This is a genomic window from Chitinophaga sp. 05T412 (assembly GCF_056396465.1).
In genome coordinates this window covers 1-20,440 of sequence record NZ_JBFTLN010000010.1, presented here as the reverse complement: position 1 = coordinate 20,440, position 20,440 = coordinate 1, and the positions used below count along the sequence as shown (strand labels likewise).

Annotated in this window: 20 protein-coding genes and 1 tRNA gene; 8 read left to right on the top strand and 13 right to left on the bottom strand. The window is 40.8% G+C overall.

What is annotated here, in order from left to right; genetic code table 11:
- Positions 1-575: 575 nt before the first annotated feature.
- Complete coding sequence (locus tag AC1DFM_RS21695; protein ID WP_477078852.1) at positions 576-1,202, top strand: HdeD family acid-resistance protein; 627 nt, start codon at positions 576-578, stop codon at positions 1,200-1,202.
- Between the two features lie 71 nt (positions 1,203-1,273).
- Here the strand turns inward: AC1DFM_RS21695 and AC1DFM_RS21690 are convergent, their stop codons facing one another.
- Complete coding sequence (locus AC1DFM_RS21690; protein ID WP_477078851.1) at positions 1,274-1,642, bottom strand: hypothetical protein; 369 nt, start codon at positions 1,640-1,642, stop codon at positions 1,274-1,276.
- A 123-nt stretch (positions 1,643-1,765) separates the two neighbouring features.
- A complete protein-coding gene (locus AC1DFM_RS21685; RefSeq protein WP_477078850.1) occupies positions 1,766-2,674 on the bottom strand; it encodes an alpha/beta fold hydrolase in 909 nt (302 codons plus the stop codon).
- Positions 2,675-2,734: 60 nt separating this feature from the next.
- Between AC1DFM_RS21685 and AC1DFM_RS21680 the strand changes: the two genes are divergently transcribed.
- Entirely contained in the window at positions 2,735-3,328 is a 594-nt protein-coding gene (locus tag AC1DFM_RS21680) for a TetR/AcrR family transcriptional regulator (protein WP_477078849.1), read from the top strand.
- A gap of 130 nt (positions 3,329-3,458) precedes the next feature.
- Here the strand turns inward: AC1DFM_RS21680 and AC1DFM_RS21675 are convergent.
- Both AC1DFM_RS21675 and AC1DFM_RS21670 read right to left on the bottom strand, forming a co-directional pair.
- Positions 3,459-3,531 (bottom strand) — tRNA-Thr (locus tag AC1DFM_RS21675).
- Positions 3,530-4,867: a hypothetical protein gene (locus AC1DFM_RS21670; RefSeq protein ID WP_477078848.1), complete on the bottom strand. Its 1,338-nt coding sequence runs from the start codon at positions 4,865-4,867 to the stop codon at positions 3,530-3,532. The genes AC1DFM_RS21675 and AC1DFM_RS21670 overlap by 2 nt, the downstream gene beginning before the upstream one ends.
- Before the next feature lie 293 nt (positions 4,868-5,160).
- On the opposite strand from AC1DFM_RS21670, the gene AC1DFM_RS21665 reads away from it, so the two are divergent.
- On the top strand, positions 5,161-5,679 hold the full coding sequence (locus AC1DFM_RS21665; RefSeq protein ID WP_477078847.1) for a hypothetical protein: 519 nt from the start codon (positions 5,161-5,163) through the stop codon (positions 5,677-5,679).
- Between the two features lie 354 nt (positions 5,680-6,033).
- Here the strand turns inward: AC1DFM_RS21665 and rsgA are convergent, their stop codons facing one another.
- The 3 genes from rsgA to AC1DFM_RS21650 all read right to left on the bottom strand — a co-directional run bounded on the left by rsgA (position 6,034) and on the right by AC1DFM_RS21650 (position 10,039).
- A complete protein-coding gene (rsgA, locus tag AC1DFM_RS21660; protein WP_477078846.1) occupies positions 6,034-7,095 on the bottom strand; it encodes a ribosome small subunit-dependent GTPase A in 1,062 nt (353 codons plus the stop codon).
- 419 nt (positions 7,096-7,514) lie between these two features.
- Positions 7,515-8,438, bottom strand: a complete 924-nt coding sequence (locus AC1DFM_RS21655; RefSeq protein WP_477078845.1) for a hypothetical protein — start codon at positions 8,436-8,438, stop codon at positions 7,515-7,517.
- Positions 8,439-8,617: 179 nt separating this feature from the next.
- Positions 8,618-10,039, bottom strand: coding sequence for an aminotransferase-like domain-containing protein (locus tag AC1DFM_RS21650; RefSeq protein WP_477078844.1), 1,422 nt, complete (start codon positions 10,037-10,039; stop codon positions 8,618-8,620).
- An 89-nt stretch (positions 10,040-10,128) separates the two neighbouring features.
- Between AC1DFM_RS21650 and AC1DFM_RS21645 the strand changes: the two genes are divergently transcribed.
- The 5 genes from AC1DFM_RS21645 (at position 10,129) to AC1DFM_RS21625 (ending at position 15,256) form a co-directional block, all read left to right on the top strand.
- Positions 10,129-10,638, top strand: a complete 510-nt coding sequence (locus AC1DFM_RS21645) for a GNAT family N-acetyltransferase (RefSeq protein ID WP_477078843.1) — start codon at positions 10,129-10,131, stop codon at positions 10,636-10,638.
- A 20-nt stretch (positions 10,639-10,658) separates the two neighbouring features.
- Positions 10,659-12,008 carry an alpha/beta hydrolase family protein gene (locus AC1DFM_RS21640; RefSeq protein WP_477078842.1) on the top strand — a complete coding sequence of 450 codons (1,350 nt, stop codon included), beginning with the start codon at positions 10,659-10,661 and terminating at the stop codon, positions 12,006-12,008.
- A gap of 214 nt (positions 12,009-12,222) precedes the next feature.
- Positions 12,223-12,774: a hypothetical protein gene (locus AC1DFM_RS21635; protein WP_477078841.1), complete on the top strand. Its 552-nt coding sequence runs from the start codon at positions 12,223-12,225 to the stop codon at positions 12,772-12,774.
- A 654-nt stretch (positions 12,775-13,428) separates the two neighbouring features.
- Positions 13,429-13,857: a vacuolar protein sorting family 37 protein gene (locus tag AC1DFM_RS21630; RefSeq protein ID WP_477078840.1), complete on the top strand. Its 429-nt coding sequence runs from the start codon at positions 13,429-13,431 to the stop codon at positions 13,855-13,857.
- A 403-nt stretch (positions 13,858-14,260) separates the two neighbouring features.
- Positions 14,261-15,256 (top strand): toll/interleukin-1 receptor domain-containing protein, encoded by a 996-nt coding sequence (locus AC1DFM_RS21625; protein ID WP_477078839.1) that lies wholly within the window; start codon positions 14,261-14,263, stop codon positions 15,254-15,256.
- Positions 15,257-15,571: 315 nt separating this feature from the next.
- On the opposite strand, the gene AC1DFM_RS21620 is transcribed toward AC1DFM_RS21625, so the two are convergent.
- The 6 genes from AC1DFM_RS21620 to AC1DFM_RS21595 all read right to left on the bottom strand — a co-directional run bounded on the left by AC1DFM_RS21620 (position 15,572) and on the right by AC1DFM_RS21595 (position 20,013).
- A complete protein-coding gene (locus AC1DFM_RS21620; protein WP_477079067.1) occupies positions 15,572-15,634 on the bottom strand; it encodes a hypothetical protein in 63 nt (20 codons plus the stop codon).
- The gene (locus AC1DFM_RS21615) at positions 15,619-16,017 is read right to left on the bottom strand and encodes a DUF1016 N-terminal domain-containing protein (protein ID WP_477078838.1); all 399 of its coding nucleotides are present in this window, start codon (positions 16,015-16,017) and stop codon (positions 15,619-15,621) included. Before AC1DFM_RS21615 ends, AC1DFM_RS21620 begins: the two co-directional genes overlap by 16 nt.
- An 831-nt stretch (positions 16,018-16,848) precedes the next feature.
- Positions 16,849-17,346, bottom strand: a complete 498-nt coding sequence (locus AC1DFM_RS21610) for a hypothetical protein (protein ID WP_477078837.1) — start codon at positions 17,344-17,346, stop codon at positions 16,849-16,851.
- Positions 17,347-17,403: 57 nt separating this feature from the next.
- Positions 17,404-18,771: a hypothetical protein gene (locus AC1DFM_RS21605; RefSeq protein WP_477078836.1), complete on the bottom strand. Its 1,368-nt coding sequence runs from the start codon at positions 18,769-18,771 to the stop codon at positions 17,404-17,406.
- A gap of 428 nt (positions 18,772-19,199) precedes the next feature.
- Positions 19,200-19,502 carry a site-specific integrase gene (locus tag AC1DFM_RS21600; protein WP_477079066.1) on the bottom strand — a complete coding sequence of 101 codons (303 nt, stop codon included), beginning with the start codon at positions 19,500-19,502 and terminating at the stop codon, positions 19,200-19,202.
- Positions 19,503-19,548: 46 nt separating this feature from the next.
- Positions 19,549-20,013 (bottom strand): hypothetical protein, encoded by a 465-nt coding sequence (locus tag AC1DFM_RS21595; protein ID WP_477078835.1) that lies wholly within the window; start codon positions 20,011-20,013, stop codon positions 19,549-19,551.
- Positions 20,014-20,440 lie beyond the last annotated feature (427 nt).

Sequence of the window (20,440 nt, the reverse complement as noted above, 5' to 3'; positions counted from 1 at the left end):
TTAGCCAACGGGCGCTCCTTTATCTCCATTACCGAAATCAGTTATTCAATGACCCATGTGGTTTATGTGTAAACAGTCAGCATATCAATTTCTTTCTCGCAATAACGGATGCTCTTATTACGTAACCAGGGCGATATATCCCTATCGTAACAAGAGACAACACAGGCCTTTCATCCTGCGCAGTGACGAATTTATTCGTCGCCAGCACCATTAACCCTTATTCATTACCAACGGGATGGAACCACCCTGACATGAACAGGGTGGCGTCCATTACGCTACAAGAAAAAAATTTCAATCAACATTACAATAAAAGGGATAGGTAAATGATGGACCCTATTTTCCAGTAGAGGGTATACACAGGTAAAAACTACCCAACCTACCGGCAGAATTGTTTTAACGGTTACATACCATTTCGTCGGTATGAAGATATGTAAGGTTCCTTTCCAGGAGCCTTCTTTCATACTACAACGTGCACTGCCAGGTATTTTTCAATTGTTATTAAAAAACCACTACTGCCACTGCACCTCTCTTTCATTTTGATGGTCTTTATAGAAGAACCTTTAAACATATGCATTATGGAAAACCTGTTAGACCATTTCAAAAATTCAATCAGATATTGGTATGTGCCATTCATCTGCGGCGGTATCTTCCTATTGTGCGGAATATATCTTTTGTTCTCTATTGGTGAACCTTATCTCATGTTGACAATTGCGTTCAGTTTGTCTTTTATGATCTCAGGGCTCCTGGAAATTTTCTTCTTCCTAAAAAACTCAAAGACCATTCCCGGATGGCGCTGGTATGTTGTCAGCGGATTTATTTCATTGGCGGCAGGCCTCTTTCTGATGACCTACCCGGGAATATCTGCTATATTGTTACCATACATTGTTGGAGTTACCATGCTGTTCCGCGCCACCTTATTATTTGGTGTTTCCTGGTATATGAAAGAAGTGGACCTTGACAGTTGGGGGAACCTTACCATCGCCAGTATGCTCAACATATTGCTGTCAATTTTATTGATTATTCATCCAAATTTTACCGGCTTTTCTCAGTTAGCCATAACGGGTATCCTGTTTATTTCGGTTGGAATTGCCTTTGTGATCTATTCCTTCGACCTCCGGAGAATTATGAAAATAGCGACGATAGTTGGCTGCCAATTTAAAAAGAGATTACGTGAATACCATCAGGAAGCGATGCCCCATTAATTACTTCCTACGCAAAAAAAGGGCGTCTACCAGCCTTTACAGACATGGTAAACGCCTTTCAACTTTACGTTTTACAATTTATAATAGTTCCTTTGCGCGTTCATGACATCCATTTTCCGGTCGCGTTTAAATTCTTTCACCTGTTCCCGTCTTTCCTGGCGGGTAAGACTGTTATCCAGTCGCACAGATTTAATTTTATCTGCATAATCATTGTTAATATCCGCAATCTTCATATCGAGTTTAGTAGGCACTGCCGGAGTTGAATACCAAGGGTAACCATAATAGAATCCGAATGGATTGTAGTAGCCATAACCATAACCACCATTAATAATGATTGTACTGTGTCTGTAACCACCACCATAGTGTCCGCCCGGAACGTTTGCAAAAGCACTGGTAACTATTGCTGACAGTAGAAATACCAGTAAGAATATCCGTTTCATAACTTTATTGGTTTAAGTACACTTGTTAGACGGCGGATAAATGAAAAAAATTAATGGTATTTAGCKATTTAACAGATCTGTAACGCGGTGGATTATCTAATAGTCTGCCGACTTTTTTTAATGTTATCGGGTAGCTGTTCCTGTTAGTTCGTGCGCTGAATATTCGGGTAAAAAGAACTTCCGTAACGCAGCTGCAATCACCAACGGACTTTCACTATTATCTGACGCAACATGTCCAAGCTTTTCAAATATTATACGTGTTGCATGTGGTATGGCATTTTCCAGGTGATCGAGTGCGATGGACAGATAATGCTGGCTTTTAGTTCCACCCATTAGCAGCACTTCCGTTTTCAGGTTTTTAGCCCTTTCAATCAGTGGTAGTGATTCATTGGATACTTTACTGTCGTAGTGGAAAGTAGGCACCAGGTCAGCTAATAGCAATTCCGTTTCATCCTTCTTACTTTTCCCTTGCACCTTTATCATGATGTTGATCAAAGGAACCGTCATAAAAGCCGGTAGTATGTTAAAAATGGATTTGTCTCCCGGATCGCCGGTTCCTTTCAGGATCGTGATAAACGCTTTTCCCAGGTTTCCTTTACGCATAGCGTTGGCATAATCGGCCATTGTTTTCTTCAATAGTTTATTATCTACCGGTATCGGTGGCTCGTATAACGCTATTCTTTCCAATGTTTGCCCGACTAATGCAGCATGCAGCGTAATGACTGCGCCGCTGCTTAATCCAAAAATCTGTCGGGCGCCTGTCGCGTTTATTAATGTTAGCAAGTCTTCTGTCTCGGTTGCCAAATTGTCCTGTTTCTGATAAGGGCCACTTAAACCGCGTCCACGCCTGTCCGGAACATATACTTTAAAATCTGTTGAGAGTGCTTTGGCAAGCATTGTAAAATTCAATGAGGATTGAAGCCCACCATGCACTAATAGGAGTGCCGGGCCKCTGCCGATATAACGGTAACCTATTGTAGTCCCATCAGATGCTACTACAAAACCTGTTTGAAATTCTTTTATAATAGACATGAAATAAAGTTAATGAATATTCACTAACTTAGTTACGTTAAAATTAAATTGAACTATTTTATGACAAAAGCAGGTACCACGGAAGCAATGATTCGGGAACAGGCCATCAGTATTATTGCCCAGCATGGGTTTGACGGCTTCAGCATGAATAAGCTTGCAAAAGCCTGTCATCTTTCTGTAGCGGCGATCTACATTTACTATAAAAACAAAGAAGAGTTATTAAACAGACTTTTCAACTATGTACAAACAGATTTTTCAACCTATATGCTTACGGGTTTTTCTTCTGACGATTTATTTGAACCCGGCCTATGGACACTTTGGGAAAACTATGTAAAGTATGCTATTGCCAACCCAGCTCATTTTATGTTTTTCGATCTTTTCCGTAATTCACACCTGGTCAATAGCGCTGATATTGAAGTTTCGCCATTTAATCAGGCAGTTGAAAAATTTGCACGGAAAGCGATTAACAAAAAAGAGATAAAGGGAATGGAGCCGGAACTATTTTGGTCGCTTGCTTTCGGGCCATTGAATGCATTGATTAAGTTCCATTGGGAGAAGGAAAATGTTTATACGCATGAAATGTTTGCTATTACAAAAGAGAATTTAAGGAGTTTGTTCGAAATGATCGCGATTGGCTTCCAGAGAAAGAAGTGACGGGATATAGCAATTAAAGAAGTTTGGGAAAATCTCACATTAGCATTAAAAAAAAATTCCCAGACAAGCAGCCGATATTTCCAAAATTTGGAGATATCGGCTGCTTGTCTGGAAATGAAATATTATGTAAAAACGGAGGCAGGGCTCGAACCTGCGTCTATCCGGATAACGTGCCGGAAGTTCTACCACTGAACTACTCCGTTAATTTTGTTCGGGGAAAAATGGTTTTACATCTTTCCCGGAAAAGTACTTATGTTGTTTCAATACTTTCGCAAGATAAGGATTGGAAATGGCTACACCATGTACAAGCTCCGGTGTAGGCTGAAAAGGTACCACACCGTGTTCTCTTGGCGCTATCCAGCCGGACTTTTCCGGATGCAGCCCTTCCAGCTTACAGGCTGCCTCCACTCTTGAACGGGGACAAACTGCTTTTCCGGAAAATACTTCCCAGGGGAATGGAAGCCGGTTCCAGACGGCTATATTCGGATCTTTCTTGCTACCGTGGAGATAATGCATAGCTGCTACATCTGCCGCTATTAACCGCATCACTTTTCCCGGGCATAGGTCTTCCAACACAAACTCCATTCCCAGTGCATACAGCAAATTTATCCAGCTATCCCGTGCTTTGTTCCATGCGCCGGCCGTATTGTTCCACGTAGTAGAATCATTCCCTCGTTGCACTACCATCGTAGCACCGTTAAAATCATTCTGCGCCCACAGTGTTCCTAAATAGTTGGCTACCTGCTCCAGTAGCGATGTCCATTTACCAAGTAAAACGCCCTGTTGATCCAGTGTTAGCTTTTCCAATACAACAGGTTGGGTGTATACCTGCGAAATGGCCCACCAGTTGGCAACTTGTGATTCCGCCAGGCAACGCCTGAAAAGCATGTCCGCAATCTCATCATAGGGCCGCTGTTGACCTTCCACTGTAAATACACTCCGTAAATTACAGCGGGCAGTATAATAGGCGATAAAACAGGCACTGTTTATATCTGATAAAAAATCCTCCCGGGTGATATCCTCTGCGAAAGCATGTTTGCCCGTTCGTTGGAAAAAACTTTTCTGGTGCTCCCGTATCAGGATATCCAGCTTCTTTTCCAGCCTGCGCAAACAACGGAACAATTTATTATATCGCCGTTTGGAAATATCCAGCCCGGCAGCTTCCCGTTCTTCGCGGTTCAGCCGGTCCGTTTCATAGTTATTGTACCCCGGATTTTTATGAATCAGCGGACTAACCATCTCTATAAACGCCGTTACTGCTTCCGGATCATCATAAGTACCTGCTGCTCCTCTTCCATCTAATTTAAACAATTGAATCGCTTTTGTCACCTGCTTTTCCGCCCCTACTACTTTTGCAAACTGCTCCAGCATGGACGTATACTTCCAAAGCGCATTGCGCAGGACAGACGAGGCAGCCTTCTGCAATACTTTTATTTCCGCTCCGTTGAGCTGTCCGTCCAGGACGTCCTGTATGAGGACGACCACGTCTTCCGGCTTCTTCCGAAGGTGAATGGTTTCGTATAATGCTTCCAGTGACATGGGAGATGAATGTTTTAAAACTATATGCGTTTCCTTAAAATCAATAGCTGAACAAGCATAATGCAAATATGCAACATCAACTGCGCAGCTGAACTGCGTACTTTATTTTTTTTTAAAAAAATAGCTTCTTTGCCCCAACTCTCTCTGATCTGTTGTATATGCTATGTGTACGTCTAATTTTTATACAACAAAAAATTGTCTGGCTCGTATCAGGCAATTACTGATCCTCCGATTATTCTTTTATATTTATATCCAGCATGCCTTGCAGTGCCCGTCACCAAAAGAAAACGGAAATGAAACAGCGAATCTTTATTGTAATTATCATACTAATAAGTCTAAGCGCCTGTAAATCGAAGAAAGCTATTGAATTTAAAGCAGCCATTGATCAAAAAGAACAAAGTGCGCTTGATATCCTGGTTGGTAAGGGTGGCCCGGAAGAAACCAAATTACATTGCTTGATCAAAAGGGACCTCAAAGGAGCGCTCGCTGCAGTAGATAAAGAAGAACTGGCCTTTAATCAGCTCATAAAAGAAATAGCCTTACTATCGGCAGATGGTATTCCGCTGGGAGCTGAACTAAAAGAGGCAGCGATCGCTTTTTATACAGAACTGAGAGATTTGCACATGGCTGACCGGCAGGAAATCTTAGTGCAGGAAGCCACTTACGACAAGGATACTGAAAAATCGAAAAAAGCGATTGATCAAATATTGACATTAAACCAGGATCAACAAGCCCTGTTCGACCGGGTGAATAAAAAGAATGAAGTGCTTCATAATGCCCTTGAGCAATTCAACAAGGCCAATAATTTATAACCGTTGAGATCCTAGTGCTCTTCCGGATATTTGGCACAGAACAGATCAAAGAAAAATATTACTGCAACTTCGGACTCAATCCTGAATACCAGGATTTACTTAACAGTCGCGGCTTTAAGGTGACAGGCACAGATGCATCAAAAGAAGCGCGAATACTGGAACTCAATGAGCATTGCTTTTTATAGCCACACTTTTTGTTCCGCAGGATCATTCTACAACCGAGCATCCACATAAATTAGTAACTGCATTTTTGCAAAGTGTTGCTACTTTTTCAAGACAATATTTTAGCATTCAGGCAAGTTAAAACAGCTGCCTGTAAATATACAAGCAGCTGCTTTTTCATGATTACGGATATCAATACTTGCTGTCTTTGCGATGCTTGAATATCTGCCTGGCCATTTTAGTGAACTGCTTTTCATTTCGCCTCTTATCCACTTCGCTGGCCTGGAAATGGTATTGCTCACGCAATAGTTTCAGGTAACTGCGGTACACTAACTCAGGCAATGTGCCATTGCGGACAGCTGCTGTGATAGCGCACCCGGGCTCCTGTTGATGGGTACAATCTCCAAACCGGCAATTCGGCGCCAGCTCATCTATCAGCGGGTGATGTACACCTTCACTTCCACTCTCTCCGGTAACGCCGAACTCGCGCATTCCCGGCACGTCGATGATCATGCTGCCATTTGGAAGCAGTACCAGATGCCTGGCGGTGGTGGTATGCTTTCCCTTGTTATTGGAGGTACTGGTAGTCCCTTCTTCCTGTAGCCGGTAACCCAGCAGGCTATTGAGCAGTGTACTTTTGCCTACACCTGATGATCCCAGCAGTATGTAAGTATGCCGGGGCAGAAGATATTGACTCGTCCACTCCCCTTGCTGCGCCTGATTTAGCGCGCTGGTAAGCACCACCGGGCAGTTGTACCCCAGTTCCTGCACCGCTTGCCGGTACGTTTCCGGATCGGGTACGAGGTCTGCTTTATTGAGAATAATAACAGGCTGAATATTGCACTGCACTATCTGCTGCAGGTAACGTTGCAAGCGCATGAGGTTATAATCGCGGTCGAGCCCCTGGACAATAAAGGCCGCATCAATGTTCGCGGCAAGCACCTGCCTTGTATTTTGCGTACCAGGAGCTTTGCGACTGAGCTCATTGATGCGCGGCAGCGTATCAATGATGATGCCTTCTTCCTCATAACGTTTCACCAGCACCCAATCTCCTACTTTGGGATAAGCCTCCGGGTCGCGGCTGTTGATAAGCGCACCTGCGAGTTGCGCTTCCACATTACCTGTTCCAGTGATCAGCAGATGTTTAAATCCTTGTATTGACAGCACTCTCGCTGCTTCGAGGTCCTGAGATGTCTTTGTTTCGAAATGACGCATAAAATGCTCATTCCAACCGTACAACTGTAGTGTCGGCATGGTATAACAATTCTGTCTTGCGTATGCGGACAGGCATAGCAATCCGGTTTCAATAAATTAATTGAAGACATTCAACGCAGGTAGCCGGTGAGTATTAAAGCGAAAATGCTTTGTGGGCCTGCGTTAGGCGACAATGATCGACAGGAGGTGATATGTTGATTGGCGTGTCATAAAGTGCAAAGGTAGCAAAATATTGAATTATGCATGGAAAAAAAGTGGGCAAATCAGATAGATTTCCGGTTGTCCATTTTCGAGTTGATATACACTTGGGAGACGGGATTACCACAAAATTGGGGAAAGAAAACCTGGTTTTTTGATACCCGTAGAAAATAAAAACGGTTATAAATCAGAGATCTACAACCGTTTTTATTCACTGGAATATACTTTTCCCGGGTATTTTTATCTAGTGTTACTTTCTCTTATTGTTTAGGAAACTTCTTATAAGTAAATATTAAACCTTCGCTGGCGCCAGACCATGGATCTTCTGTTTTTGCCTCAATATACTCGTAAGCTCTCAATGTACCATCTCCGTTCATTACCGCCTGATTTGAATAAGGTATATTGTTGTTATGCGGGGTACCATATTCATCAATAAGTCCATCATTAAACACATTATCTTCTTTGTTCAATAAATGATGAATGTACAGGTTGAGGCTAGCTGGTCTGAAAATATGCTGATACACGAAAATGGCGCGTAAAAAAATATAAGCATCTGACACATTTTTCATTGCCTTATTAACAGGAGAAACTGTTGCAGACGGGCGGATATACCTGTAAATATCGACGTCGGTATATACACCCTGAAGCGTATCAAGTCTGCCACTGGAATCTCTGCTGTAGGTCCAATGGTAGAGACCCAGCAGCTTCCCGTTATACCACCTGTCTGTAACAACACCGGTCAGTTTCGATTGCGCATTGTAGGTCATCTTTGATCCAATCGTAAAAGGCTCATGTATGCTGTCAACGATCGTCATACTATCAATACGATTTCCCACATAGTGTATGTAATAATCTTGATTATGCGCAGAACCATCCACGGTAATGGACGCAATTTTCCCGTCATTGGTATAACCAAAGGAATAGGTGGTAAAATCAAGTCCAAGAATGTTATGCACCACTTTATCAAGTCGTCCGTTCACATATTTTAATGTATCAACACTGAACTGCTCTTTCCCTCCTATTGTATCCGATAGGAGTCTAAAGGCTTTAACCATCACAGGTAATTGGATACTATCTTTATTGGGGACAGGCGATGGAGTGTTATCACCGCTTTTCTCGCAGGCTACAAGAAAAGAAAAAGCGGATACAGTCAGTAGTATAACTATGTACTTAACAAATTGCATAGGTTGTAATTAAGGGTATCAAAGAGATCAAAGATATATGATCTTGTATGAAAAAGATATATGATCTTGTATKAACTAATAACAATATTAATGATCGTTTAAGCTGATATACATGCTGAACGAAGGATTGCTGTCAAAATAAAAATGGATAAACCAAGAATAATATCGATTTGTCTACTTTAGTGCCCCCCTGCCAGCTTACCCAGCTTACGAATTGCCTGTTCAACCTGCCGGCTCCATTCCTTATTACAGCTGATACGAATATAATTTCTATATCCGCCGGTACTGGAAAAAAGAGGCCCTGGTGCGATGTTAATATGCTGCTCCAACGCCAGCTTCTGTAGTTTCAGGGCATCAACCTGTTTGGGAAGTTCTACCCACAGTACTATACCACCATCAGGCTGACTGATCTTTGTTCCTGCAGGAAAATATTGTTCGATACACTGACTGGTCAGCACCACCTGTTTATGTAACAAGGGCCTCAGCTTCCGAAGGTGACGCTGATAAGTACCACTATTCAGCAGATCGGCGATCGATAGCTGCAGCACCGTTGCCGTTGCCACATTAGTAGTCGCTTTCAGCTGTGATACTTTTTCAAGAAATCTGCCTGGAGCACACCAACCAATTCTGTAGCCGCAAGCCACTGTTTTTGAAAATGACGAGCATTGCATTACCCAACCATGTTTATCATAGGTTTTGATGGTCGTTGGCCTTGTTGGACCGAAATACAGTTCCCCGTATACATCGTCTTCAATCACCGGAAGCTTGCGCCTCCCGGCCATTTCAGCGATCCATTTTTTCTTTTCATCGGATAACAGTACCCCGTTGGGATTGTTGAAATTGGAGATAAACAAGCAGGCGGCAATATCAAAGGAGTCCATGATTTCTTCCAATTGTGCGATATTGATGCCTTGTTCCGGATCACAGGACAACTCTATTACTTTTAGTTGCAGTTGCTCAAGGCATTGCAGTATTCCATAATAACAGGGAGACTCCACTACCACCGTATCTCCGGGCTGCGTCACCGCACGCAGACAAAAGCTAAGTGCTTCGAGCGTTCCATTAGTCACCAGTATATCGTTGGCCGACAAGCTGCCGTTCCAGTAGAAAGAGAGCCGGGCGATTTGTTCCCGCAGCTGCTGATTTCCCAATGTAGATTCGTATTGCAGATGTGCACCGGTCAGGTCGCGGGATGCTTTCTGCAAGCTGCGTCGTACTGCGTTAAAAGGGAGCATGTGCGTTTCCAGGGAAGCATTGAAGAAAGAGATGAAGCCAGGTGGATATGGTCCCGCATCTACCGGCATTTTGCTGATGATACGACTCACATTAATCTCCCTGATAGCCGGAGTGGCAGTAGTGCCCACTGGCTGTGCTGTATACCCCATGGATTTGCGCAGCGCTATATAGCCTGACTTTTCCCGGGCTGCGAGCAAGCCCTTGTCTATTAATAAACCGTAGGATTTCAATGAAGTCCCCACACTTACTCCAAAGTGTTCACTGATTACACGCAAGGAAGGCAGTTTTTCTCCCAGCGGATAGGTATCGTTGTTGATCATCGATTCTATCCGGTTTGCGATATCGATATATTGGAAGTCTTTCATCTGTTACACTAAAATATCTAAAATCTGTATCTGTTACAGTTCATGCAAAGTAGATATTTTTGGGGAGATAATCACATCAATCATTACACATGGAAATAATCAACAGCCAGGCAGCAGACATCGATGACATCTTTCGCCTTTATGACGAAGGCGCCAAATACCAGGTGCAGCAAGGTGTAAAAATTTACTGGAAAGGATTTGACCGATCAATGGTCGCACAGGAGATCTCAGAACAACGGCAATGGAAACTTGTTGCAGATGGAAAAATTGTTTGTGTATTTGTTACTACCTTCAACGATGCTTTGATATGGGGCAGCAAGGACAGAGAACCTTCGCTGTATCTTCACCGGATAGCCACTCATCCGGAATACAGAGGTCGCGGGTTTGTGAAAGAGATTATTGCCTGGGCTATGCAGTACGGACGGGAAAACCACAAGCATTACCTACGCCTCGATACTGGCGCCGGTAATGAGAAGCTAAACAACTATTATGTAAGCTGTGGCTTTACTTATCTCGGCGTGGCAGCAATTCCTGATCCCGCAGGATTACCGGCTCATTACCAGGATGGAAAGTTTGCGATCTTCCAGCTTCCTCTTTAATAATTATCAGTCACTACTATATGAAAACACGATTGCTAACACTTTTGACAACAGCACTTATTGCCGGGCAATCTTTCCAGACAGCCACTGCCCAGGACTACGAGTACTTTTCCAACTCCCGCAACGGCGCCTATACCCTCAGCGATGGCAGCAAGCTGGTGATCAGCCCTTCTCATGACGAGGACCTCCGTTATCGCCGCATGGACGGTACCACCGGTCGCCTCTATCTCCAGGCTGATAGCAGCTATCTGTCTGGTCCCGGATGGGCCAACTCCAAAAACCCGAATATATTTGCGCACTTTGGCGGGAGCGCTCCTGACGCATTGCTTTTCCAGCAAGACGGCAACACCCTCTCAGGAAAACGTATACACTTTCCTGTTATACCCATTCGTTTTAGCGGCAAAGATGCCAGCCTCTATGGAGAATTATTTCTTCCCATAAATAAAAAGCCTCAGGCCGTAGTGATACTACACTATGGCTCAGGACAGGAATCGGCCGTATACAATAATTATGTACAATACCTGTTGCCCTTGAATGACATTGCCGTATTTGTATATGATAAGCCAGGCACCGGTAGATCTACCGGAAAACAAACCGCCAACTTTGAACTGCTCGCAACGGATATGATTGCGGCAGTAAAGGCAGTGAGGGCCCAACCTGCCGTAAAAGGAGTTCCCATAGGACTAATGGGAGAAAGCCAGGGCGGATGGATAGTTCCGTTAACGGCCAGTCAAACACCCGTTGATTTTCTCATTGCCAGTTACAGCCTGCTGATTCCTCCCCGTGAAGAAAACCGGCAGGAAATACTACACGACCTTCAACAGGAAGGCTATAGCAATGAAGCTATTGAACAAGGCATGCAGGTAGTTGCCGCCACCGACCAGGTAGTACGCGAGCAATTCAACGGCGGCCTGGAAGCATTGGACTCACTGAAAGCACGCTACAACAAGGCGCCCTGGTTTAAATCTTTAGCCGGAGATTATACCGGTCCAATTCTCAACGCCAGCCGTGCTCAACTGGATACACTCAAACAAATATTCCCACTGGATATCAACCTTGACTATGATCCTTTGCCAGCCTTCCGCAGTGTTGATATCCCTATGCTATGGGTTATTGCAGGTAAAGACACAGAAGCGCCCAATGGAGCTACCATCGATATATTGAAAAAAGCCATCACCACCCGAAAAAACATCGACCTGGTCATCTTCCCAAATGCAGATCACGGAATTATTGAAATGGAAGATACCCCACGAGGCCCGGAACCTTTAGCACGGCAGTCACCAGGGTACTTTGATCTGTTACGCGACTGGGTAAAGATGCGGCAGGTAAAGAAGACTTATGGTAATGGAGAATATTTCGGCCATAAATAAACAATTACTATCATAGCTCCGCTATAATGAAAAAGAGAACTGCTCATTTATTTTTGAGACGTTCTCTTTTTTTTCAAATTCCCCAATCTATGAATCCGACAGACTATCCCGGATATTATTGAGATAGAGGTTATTTTATTTTCACAAAAAAGTGGGTCCGACAAACAAAAGAAACAGTAAGTTGCATGGAACAACAAATGCAAAATGTGTAACTATGAAAGGAAAGGAACTCCTCCAGTTTTTAGGCTATAGTGTTGATCACCTTGATTTTAAAGCCTATTTGGTGGCCCATCATATCGACCTGCAACACTTGCCTGATCCACTGCTACCAGAAAAGAAAGTCCGGAAGCAGCTGCATTCACGGTTTGTTCAGGGATTTGCGCTTTCATTTGACTTTGATAATCCCGCAAGCGCAGCTGCTCTCCGTAAATCAGACCCGGAAGGGCGTTCCATTTTCTCTCCCGCAGATTACCGGATCAAAAATCCGGTAGGTAATGGCCCCATTTATTTAACAAGAATAGATTTCTTTCAGCCAGCAGCCGATGCCACCAATCCTATACAGTTACCTTTCGGTCTTCAACTACTAAGCAATGGTCGCACTGTGGCCGGAAAACTGGGAACAGAAAACCTGCATGGCCCTGCCAACAGCCATTACTATGAGGCAGATGAAAAGGATTTCTATTACGAACGTTATCACGTGTATGTATATTTTGACCGGGGCGATCCGGAAGAACGGCTACAGCAATTGACGGTTATGCTGCGATAGTAATACATAGTCCGGTTTATATTCAATACAGTTTGCCGCCGTTCTTTCGGGGTAGTACTAGAAATAAATATATTCAAAATAATACACTGTCAAGGTATTAACATGCTCGAAAAAGTATGTATTTCCATCAACCATATGTTTTTGAAATATTTGTTCGTGGTCTAATTTATTCAATAATAGATCGATTTTGAAATCTCGATCTTATTATTTATAATAGTTATGTTTTATAGGAATAATAGCGTTCGCAATTCACAATTCTATAGCCGAATAAATTAAAGTATGCTGATGGAACCGGCATATCTTAACTTAGGCATTACAATCAATCTATCAAGTCTGGATTAGCTGTCAAGAACCATGTCATGTGCCCTGTCAGCAGGCGTTGAGAATAAAATACTTTTCACAGCTTACGCTTCTTTCCTGCTCACATTCATACTTAAATAGTTTTTTAAAAAAATTTCAGTATTCACTGAAATCATAATGGAGGTCAACGTTTTCCAGCTAATCATAATCTCAAAAACGTTCAGTATTACGTAATAGTCATAGGCTGCTGGCACATTACAATAGTTGGTCCCAATCAATTTATTAAAAAAAATATTTGATTGGAATAACCCGTGGCCAGTATTTTACTGTTTCTATCTTGAAAAAAGTTCGGTTATGAAAAAAAGAATTATCACAGGCGACAATGTATTAAAACTGGATACAACAGCCCCAGTAATGCGAGTCGAGGGATTAGCAATGAAAGCAAATTATCCTAATTATACAACACCTGGAGATATTTATATTTGCCTATGGCTTAATCAAGGAGGAGGTCATAGAAAAGAATATCATGAAAGTGAATTAGTTCATGCTGAAGTTAATGAAATAACTATCATGCTTGCAGAAAACCGGAAGCTATTAGATGACAAGCTAGAGCAGGAACCTCCAACAAATAAGGCCTCTGTTCTCCAAAATAAGATGAAAGAGCTAAATAGAATACAGGATTTATATAACGACAGGGAAAGAAGCTATATTTATCAATATGAAATTACGAAAAATTTCAAAGCCGATATTTTAAGACTAAATAAGGAGATCATAGCACTATAGTTTTGCATAGTAATTGGTCGTTAGTCTTGTATAATTTAAAAAACATTCGTTCCTGGTAGCAGCTGCAGCAGATCTCTTAGTATCAGGCCCTAATCTCAAAAAATCGGTCAGCAGCTGGTAATGACTACAAATGAATGTAATGTGCAATGATCTCTATTTGATTATACTAACCTGGGCAAGAGGTAATCTTACACTTGTCTGGAAATGATAGATTGATCTGTTTCAAAACTCATTTCACAAATCAGTGTATCCTTAACCTTATTTTATATGTTTTTTAATAGACTTTATTCCGATATAATATCTGTCGATCTATTTAATTATTGTTTATGTTTAGCACCATTCCTGTATATTCCAGGTCGTAATCCTCTATTTCAAAAAATGTTCAGTATAAATTAATGACATTATGCCGCTACCACTAATGATGATGGCTAAACTTCAATGGGGAGAATATGCTACTAGTATATATGCCTCAAATTTTAAGAGAACAGATATGAGTCACATTTTAGTACCACCCTCTAGGTTTTTATTAAAAAGGATTAAAATTCTTATAAATGAAGGTGAAGGTTTTAATAAGTGCAATTATGCTATTTATATCGATGGCCTTCCTCAAGTTGAAACTGCTGCGTATATGGGCTGGCAAGCCAAAGTGACAACACTTTTAATGGATCATTATGGGAAGAAAAGTTATTCTTGGAAAAAAGGGATAGAGGCTAAAAAGTTTGATATAATTGCTAGTTCTTCAAATTTTGATCCTTATCACGAATGTAAACTATCAGCATTACATATTGCCCTGGAAGAAGCCACTATGAAACAGGGAGTTCCTCTGAAAGAAACTCCCAAAAACCGTAATACATCCTCCTTACCCAATCCAACGCAAATAAAGCGGGCAATTAAAGATCATAGCAAAAGAACTTCAAAGAATATTATACCTGTTTTATTTCCACCCCCCAATTTTTCGAGTAGAAGTCAGAATGAAAATTATGCATATGATGTAACGCTGTCATTTGCAGGAGAGGATAGAACTTACGTTGATCAAATCACGAAGTATTTAAAGGAATATAATCTAAAATATTTCTATGATAAGGACGAAGAGGTTACCCTATGGGGAAAGGATCTATACGTATATTTAGATGATATATATCGCAATAAATCCCAATTCTGTGTAGTCTTTATTTCCAAGCATTATAAAGAAAAGCGATGGACAAATCATGAAATTAAAAGCGCACAGGCTAGGGCATTTGATGAAAGGAAGGAATATATTCTACCTGTTCGCCTTGATGATACAGAAATATCAGGAATTCTACCGACAGTCGGTTACTTAGATGGTAGAAAATATGACCCACTGGATATTGCCAAATTAATTTTGGAAAAAATATTACATAGTAAGAATTTAGACTAAATATACTATCACAGAACGTTCAATTCATGATAAAATCGATCAAATTTCATGTGAAAAAAGTGGGTATTTAATCCCAATGTACAAATCTTGCACCCCAAAACGGATTGCCCATTAGAAACACTTTCTTTACGATCACATAATAACCCAAAGGTGATAGCAGGATTGGGGGATGGTAAACAATTTATCACCTTCTCAACATCTTTGGGGCTGTGGCGCTTATAGGAAACTTCAGTTCGATAGCAACATAACAGTGTAGCTTTAAATGATACAGCAATAAATCGATGTACTACTTTTCCCCCCTGCATTTATCAATGTTTACTTACCTACGAATGAGAATCCCCTGCCCATTTCGAGCATAAATTTCATAGTATGATCCACCAGGGCATTTTCCAGGTCTCTTTCTCTAGCCTCATTCGTAAGATTAAAAAGTCAAACATATAGGGATCTTTAAAGAGCTCTCCTGCCAGTTCGCTTTGAATGGCAGGCAAAGTATTTGCAAAGTTATTCTGAATTTTGCCTTGCCTGTTAAATAATCCTAATTCAACCTGATCTACCAGAATATTTCTACTCCAGCCATTTTCCACAGCCTTTTCGGCGTAAAAATCCCGTTCTAGTTGATCTTTTACTTTATAGAGAAGGGTATATATATGAAACCATGGAAATTTTGCAGCAGGCTGCTGCAAAATTGAACTCATATCCCGGGCCAAGTCGTGGTCTCTCAACATCGATAGTCCTGACCAGGCTATCGCAAAATTTCTCATTTAGCGAAGGTTCCTCGGAGAAAGGCCCTCAAAGTCGGGGAATGCTATGCACAAATCTCTGGCTAATTGTTCTACCACTATTGATCCCAATCCCTGACTCTGCTCTTGCTCTGAGATAGCATTTATAGATAAGTGTTTAAAACACGAATATATAACCACGCAAAATGCAGGATTTCCGATTATGCACAAACGCGTCTAATTATGTACAAAATGGGGCAATTTCTATTAGAATTATACATTTCGCCACGAATAGCTCGTAATTCCAACTGAGCATAGTAACTATTTACAAAGCCCTATCCTTTTTCAGAGAATAACTGACGCGGTCTGTAAGTTGGTAATTCCGGGCCACTTAGGTTTTCATTATTCACCATTAATATCAAAAAATATGATAAAGTCTGATGAACTAGTTGTTATGAGAGCAGTTGCTATTTGTCACAAGCCATTCTTGAAGGTAGAGGAATCATTAATATACACCAACCTGGGAAGAACACAATTTGCTAAGAAATCTACTGAATATGGGTTGTATAAGAACTATAACGGGTAGTTTAAGAAAGAGGATATAGACAAAATGTTATCTAGGGTAATAGCTTCCTCTCTGAGAGTCGTAAGAGAGCGTCAAAAAGAGCTTCGTAAGGAGCTGTGAGTAGCCAAGTGCGAGACCATTCATTCTTGTTAAAATGTCATTTCAGCATTGTACCTACTTTGCAACTCAATTTGACTTAATACTGATACCAGTATTTTTAAATAGGGAATACTGGTATCAGTAAAAACACTAACTGATAAGCGTCTGTAACGCTGCTCATTAAGCTATAAGGTTAATATTTATTGATCTCAATTAGGATTAATGAGATCTATTTTTTCAAACAATTTAGGGACGCCGATTTCACGAGGAAAATCTTCTACCGTTAAAGAATATTCACGATCGAGTAGGTTAATACAAGTTTCCCTCTGAATTTCTGGTTCAACCGGCTCATCGTCAACATAAGTCTGATCAAAGGTTATTACACCATAAGAGATTCTTATATCCGGTCGTTCAAAAAAATGTTGCCCAATAAAGGAACCTTTAATGTATTGCCAGTCTTTCAAAAGGTCTTTAAGTTTAGGCTGTACCCAACGTATTCCTTGAAAATAAGTAAATATACCTTTAACAGAACTTGGCAATAACCTCTCTATTATGATGCGGAGTGATTCCCCTTGAACTGCATTGTATGGAATCAGAATAACATCCTGAGGCACGTCATCGTTGTCTGGATAAATAATAAGCCCTGAAATAGGTATGAGCTTTTTATTAAATCGGGTGCCGTAATCTAAAAAATCTTCAATACTCATAAAAACATTATATACTTCCATTCAAGTATCTATATAGTGCAATTTAGGAAATTAAACTCAATCACATCCAGTGTATGGCCTGGGAACAACTACTTGAGCGGGATTAAATGATCCTGTTGTGGTACATTTACCAAGGTTTTTGCTAAGTTTTTTCATGTAATAATCAGCTTGTTCAATCCATATTTGTTGTAATTGGGCAGATGTATAATGCAATGGATCTGCGCCAAAGGCTTTCCTGACACGGAACTCTGCCGAATTTAATGCATCGGCAGAAATGGCGGCAGCGTCTTTTCGAGTTAGAAGTAGCTTTCCATTGACGTCAAAATAACACAACCCGAAATAGAGAATTGGTATGGTTACAGTCATGTGCTTTATAATTGGAGGTGTCGCACCCATATCTATGTATTCCAAATTTACTGTTGCATTAGTGATTGCTGCTTCCTGCCAAAGGTCATGTTCAGTAACTGAAATAAATGTAAAATTTGAAGGACATGTATATCGATAAAGATCATTGAGGTTTGGTAATTTAGGGAAGTCAATAGAAGGCTTCACTGCGCTTGTATATGTTCCTCCGGTAGTTGGCCAATGTGTTGGATCGGGGTCAAACGTTCCCGAATTTGGAGGTGGGCCTGTAATGCATCGTTGTTCTGTATGGCCTAAATCCCATACGGGAATTTGCATAAAAACGCCTCCTGAATAAGAGGGACCAGTTAACGTGCAAGCTGCATCCGGAGAAGGATAGTTGCAAAAATACTGATCACTCACTGTCACGGTGACATGATATCCTGTTGATGGACAATAATATCCCCAAGTGCATACCTGATAGCAAATCTGGTTACTAGGAGCCAGTAGCGCCTCTGAACGCCCCACAGTACTAGTCTTTCCCACATGTTCATACTTGTTGGCTAATTTTTGATATTTGTTGAGATAATTACCAGTCCTCCCTTCAATTAAAATGCTGAAAACGGTATCTGTGCTTGTGCTACTAAATTTTGTTCTTGGAGTTCCGTTGGATTGCCCCGTATTAAAGGAGTAAATAGCGATATTGAAATCATAATTGCTTCCATCGCGATTTATGATCATTTGCTTCGCACCGACTTGCTGTACATTAAAAAAATTTCCCGAACTTATTGATTTTAGACGAGGAACTAATGGAACAAAGTATGTAGTCCTATTAATATTAGCATCTCCCTTTTCTGAGATATTATCCCAATCGGGGTTATATACAAGATTAAGAGAATCATCAAATGGACTAACCAACCTACTGGTAATGTTTTGCTTGGAGAATTCTTGTTTAATTACCAATAAATTAGCAATTGTGTTCTTGGCCGAAGATTGCTCTTTTAGGTCTTTTTTACAGGAATTCGAAAAGAAAATAGCAATGGTAATTGCTAAAAGGCATGTGAGTTGGATTAACCTTTTCATGGGATGTTGGGGTTTAGGGTTAAAGATTACTGTATGATAAGAAATATAATCTAGAGCCAAATTAATCTAAATACGGAATTTCAAAAGTTATTTTTTTGAGTTAGGTAGCTGTATTTTTCAAATACCTATCTAGATAGTTAAGTGCTTTTATTTAGAACACATATTGCTATTAAATAGAACGTAATCCTAATTATTATTTTATGATTAATTATTAGATTGAATTGAAGATATCGATCCATTTCATTTTGTTCAAAATGGGGCTATTTTGAATAAGAGTAGCCCCGCTTGATACTATATAAGTCCGTTTACTCTATAGGATGGAAGGCAGTTAATCACCTCTTCTTGATCTTTGCGTCGATGGCGCTTGTAGGTCATCTGGACTTGTTTCGTAGGCGTATGGCCTAATAGATAAGCTATTGTAGGATCATCTACTTTTGATCCTTTAACAAAATGGAGAAACTAAGCCTAGCATAGGACCACGTAATATATTTCTTAATCCCGGCATCCTTTACCCACTGTTTTACAATTTTATTGGCTCCATTAGCAGTAGGTAAATCAAATACTTTTCGTGTGGATTGTGATAGACTTCTAACCTGCTCTAATATGGACAAAGCTATAGGGTGAAGTGTTAGAACAATAAGCCGTCCAGTCTTTTTCTGTATTAACCTCGTGGTTAGCTTAGATTTCAGAATATCCTTCCATTCCATAGCTTTTACATCTACCCAACGCAAGCCAGTGTAACAGCTAAAGAGAAAAGCTAATTTTACCTGTTGATTCTTACAGGCTCTCGGTAATCTCAACTTGTGGAATAAAGTCCTTTCCTAGGAAAGCCTTAAAATGTGCGAAKGAATTAGGTAGGTGACGGTTACCTTCTCTTTTATTCTGCTTCACATACTCACCGTAGTAGTCAAAAAAGTTCTCTTTAAACTTAAATGAGGGGATATAAGGTGTACCAATAGCTTGCTGTTCGACGATTCGCAGGTTTTTCTTTGTTTCAAGAATCTTTAATACCTCCCTATTGAAGTTTTTCTGCTCCAGAGTCTTTGGATTAACATAGGTGAAAACTCCGGTGGAGGGGCGTTGCCCTGGCTTCCTCGCATAGTCATAAAAATAGCAAACTTTGTCACCTTTCCTATTTAGCATTTCTCCAATATCATAGGCTACCAATTTTAAGGTTAGAAAAAGAAAAGCCCAATAGATGTACCATGCCAGAAAAAAGGAAGCCCCTATCAGTAATGCCATTAGCAATCGACCAAAGCTGTGAAAATGCGAACAGAAGAATTTTTCAAAAAAACTTCTTTGAAAACTTTGTCAGACAGGACATTTTGGCCTTTCTGTAACTGACAATATTAATTGAAGAGGTGAAGCCTGTAAATAGTTGTTGGGGAATAATGTTGCTTCCGGGGTAGCAGCGAAGCGTAAACAAACTGAGTGTCATTGTGGGTGTCAATTGAGTCTAGTAAATAGTGGGAAGAAGCACTAAAAAGCGTGAACTTTTGACACTCGTAGAAATAAAAAAGGACACTATCTCATAAACTGTGTAAATTCTAAAAATCGGGGTGTTTCACCTCGATTTTTTAATTTTAAAGCATATATAGTTTTATGAAGACAGAAGATTTTTTATCAGACGACTTTCTGAAGCAGTTTAAAACGGCCGATCAACTAAACA

Coding starts and splice junctions, on each gene's coding strand:
- AC1DFM_RS21670 (WP_477078848.1), bottom strand. CDS start 4,867: ATGTCACTGGAAGCATTATACGAAACCATTCACCTTCGGAAGAAGCCG.
- AC1DFM_RS21630 (WP_477078840.1), top strand. CDS start 13,429: ATGAAAAAAAGAATTATCACAGGCGACAATGTATTAAAACTGGATACA.
- AC1DFM_RS21635 (WP_477078841.1), top strand. CDS start 12,223: ATGAAAGGAAAGGAACTCCTCCAGTTTTTAGGCTATAGTGTTGATCAC.
- AC1DFM_RS21655 (WP_477078845.1), bottom strand. CDS start 8,438: ATGCAATTTGTTAAGTACATAGTTATACTACTGACTGTATCCGCTTTT.
- AC1DFM_RS21640 (WP_477078842.1), top strand. CDS start 10,659: ATGAAAACACGATTGCTAACACTTTTGACAACAGCACTTATTGCCGGG.
- AC1DFM_RS21690 (WP_477078851.1), bottom strand. CDS start 1,642: ATGAAACGGATATTCTTACTGGTATTTCTACTGTCAGCAATAGTTACC.
- AC1DFM_RS21605 (WP_477078836.1), bottom strand. CDS start 18,771: ATGAAAAGGTTAATCCAACTCACATGCCTTTTAGCAATTACCATTGCT.
- AC1DFM_RS21625 (WP_477078839.1), top strand. CDS start 14,261: ATGCCGCTACCACTAATGATGATGGCTAAACTTCAATGGGGAGAATAT.
- rsgA (WP_477078846.1), bottom strand. CDS start 7,095: ATGCCGACACTACAGTTGTACGGTTGGAATGAGCATTTTATGCGTCAT.
- AC1DFM_RS21665 (WP_477078847.1), top strand. CDS start 5,161: ATGAAACAGCGAATCTTTATTGTAATTATCATACTAATAAGTCTAAGC.
- AC1DFM_RS21645 (WP_477078843.1), top strand. CDS start 10,129: ATGGAAATAATCAACAGCCAGGCAGCAGACATCGATGACATCTTTCGC.
- AC1DFM_RS21650 (WP_477078844.1), bottom strand. CDS start 10,039: ATGAAAGACTTCCAATATATCGATATCGCAAACCGGATAGAATCGATG.
- AC1DFM_RS21680 (WP_477078849.1), top strand. CDS start 2,735: ATGACAAAAGCAGGTACCACGGAAGCAATGATTCGGGAACAGGCCATC.
- AC1DFM_RS21615 (WP_477078838.1), bottom strand. CDS start 16,017: ATGAGAAATTTTGCGATAGCCTGGTCAGGACTATCGATGTTGAGAGAC.
- AC1DFM_RS21695 (WP_477078852.1), top strand. CDS start 576: ATGGAAAACCTGTTAGACCATTTCAAAAATTCAATCAGATATTGGTAT.
- AC1DFM_RS21610 (WP_477078837.1), bottom strand. CDS start 17,346: ATGAGTATTGAAGATTTTTTAGATTACGGCACCCGATTTAATAAAAAG.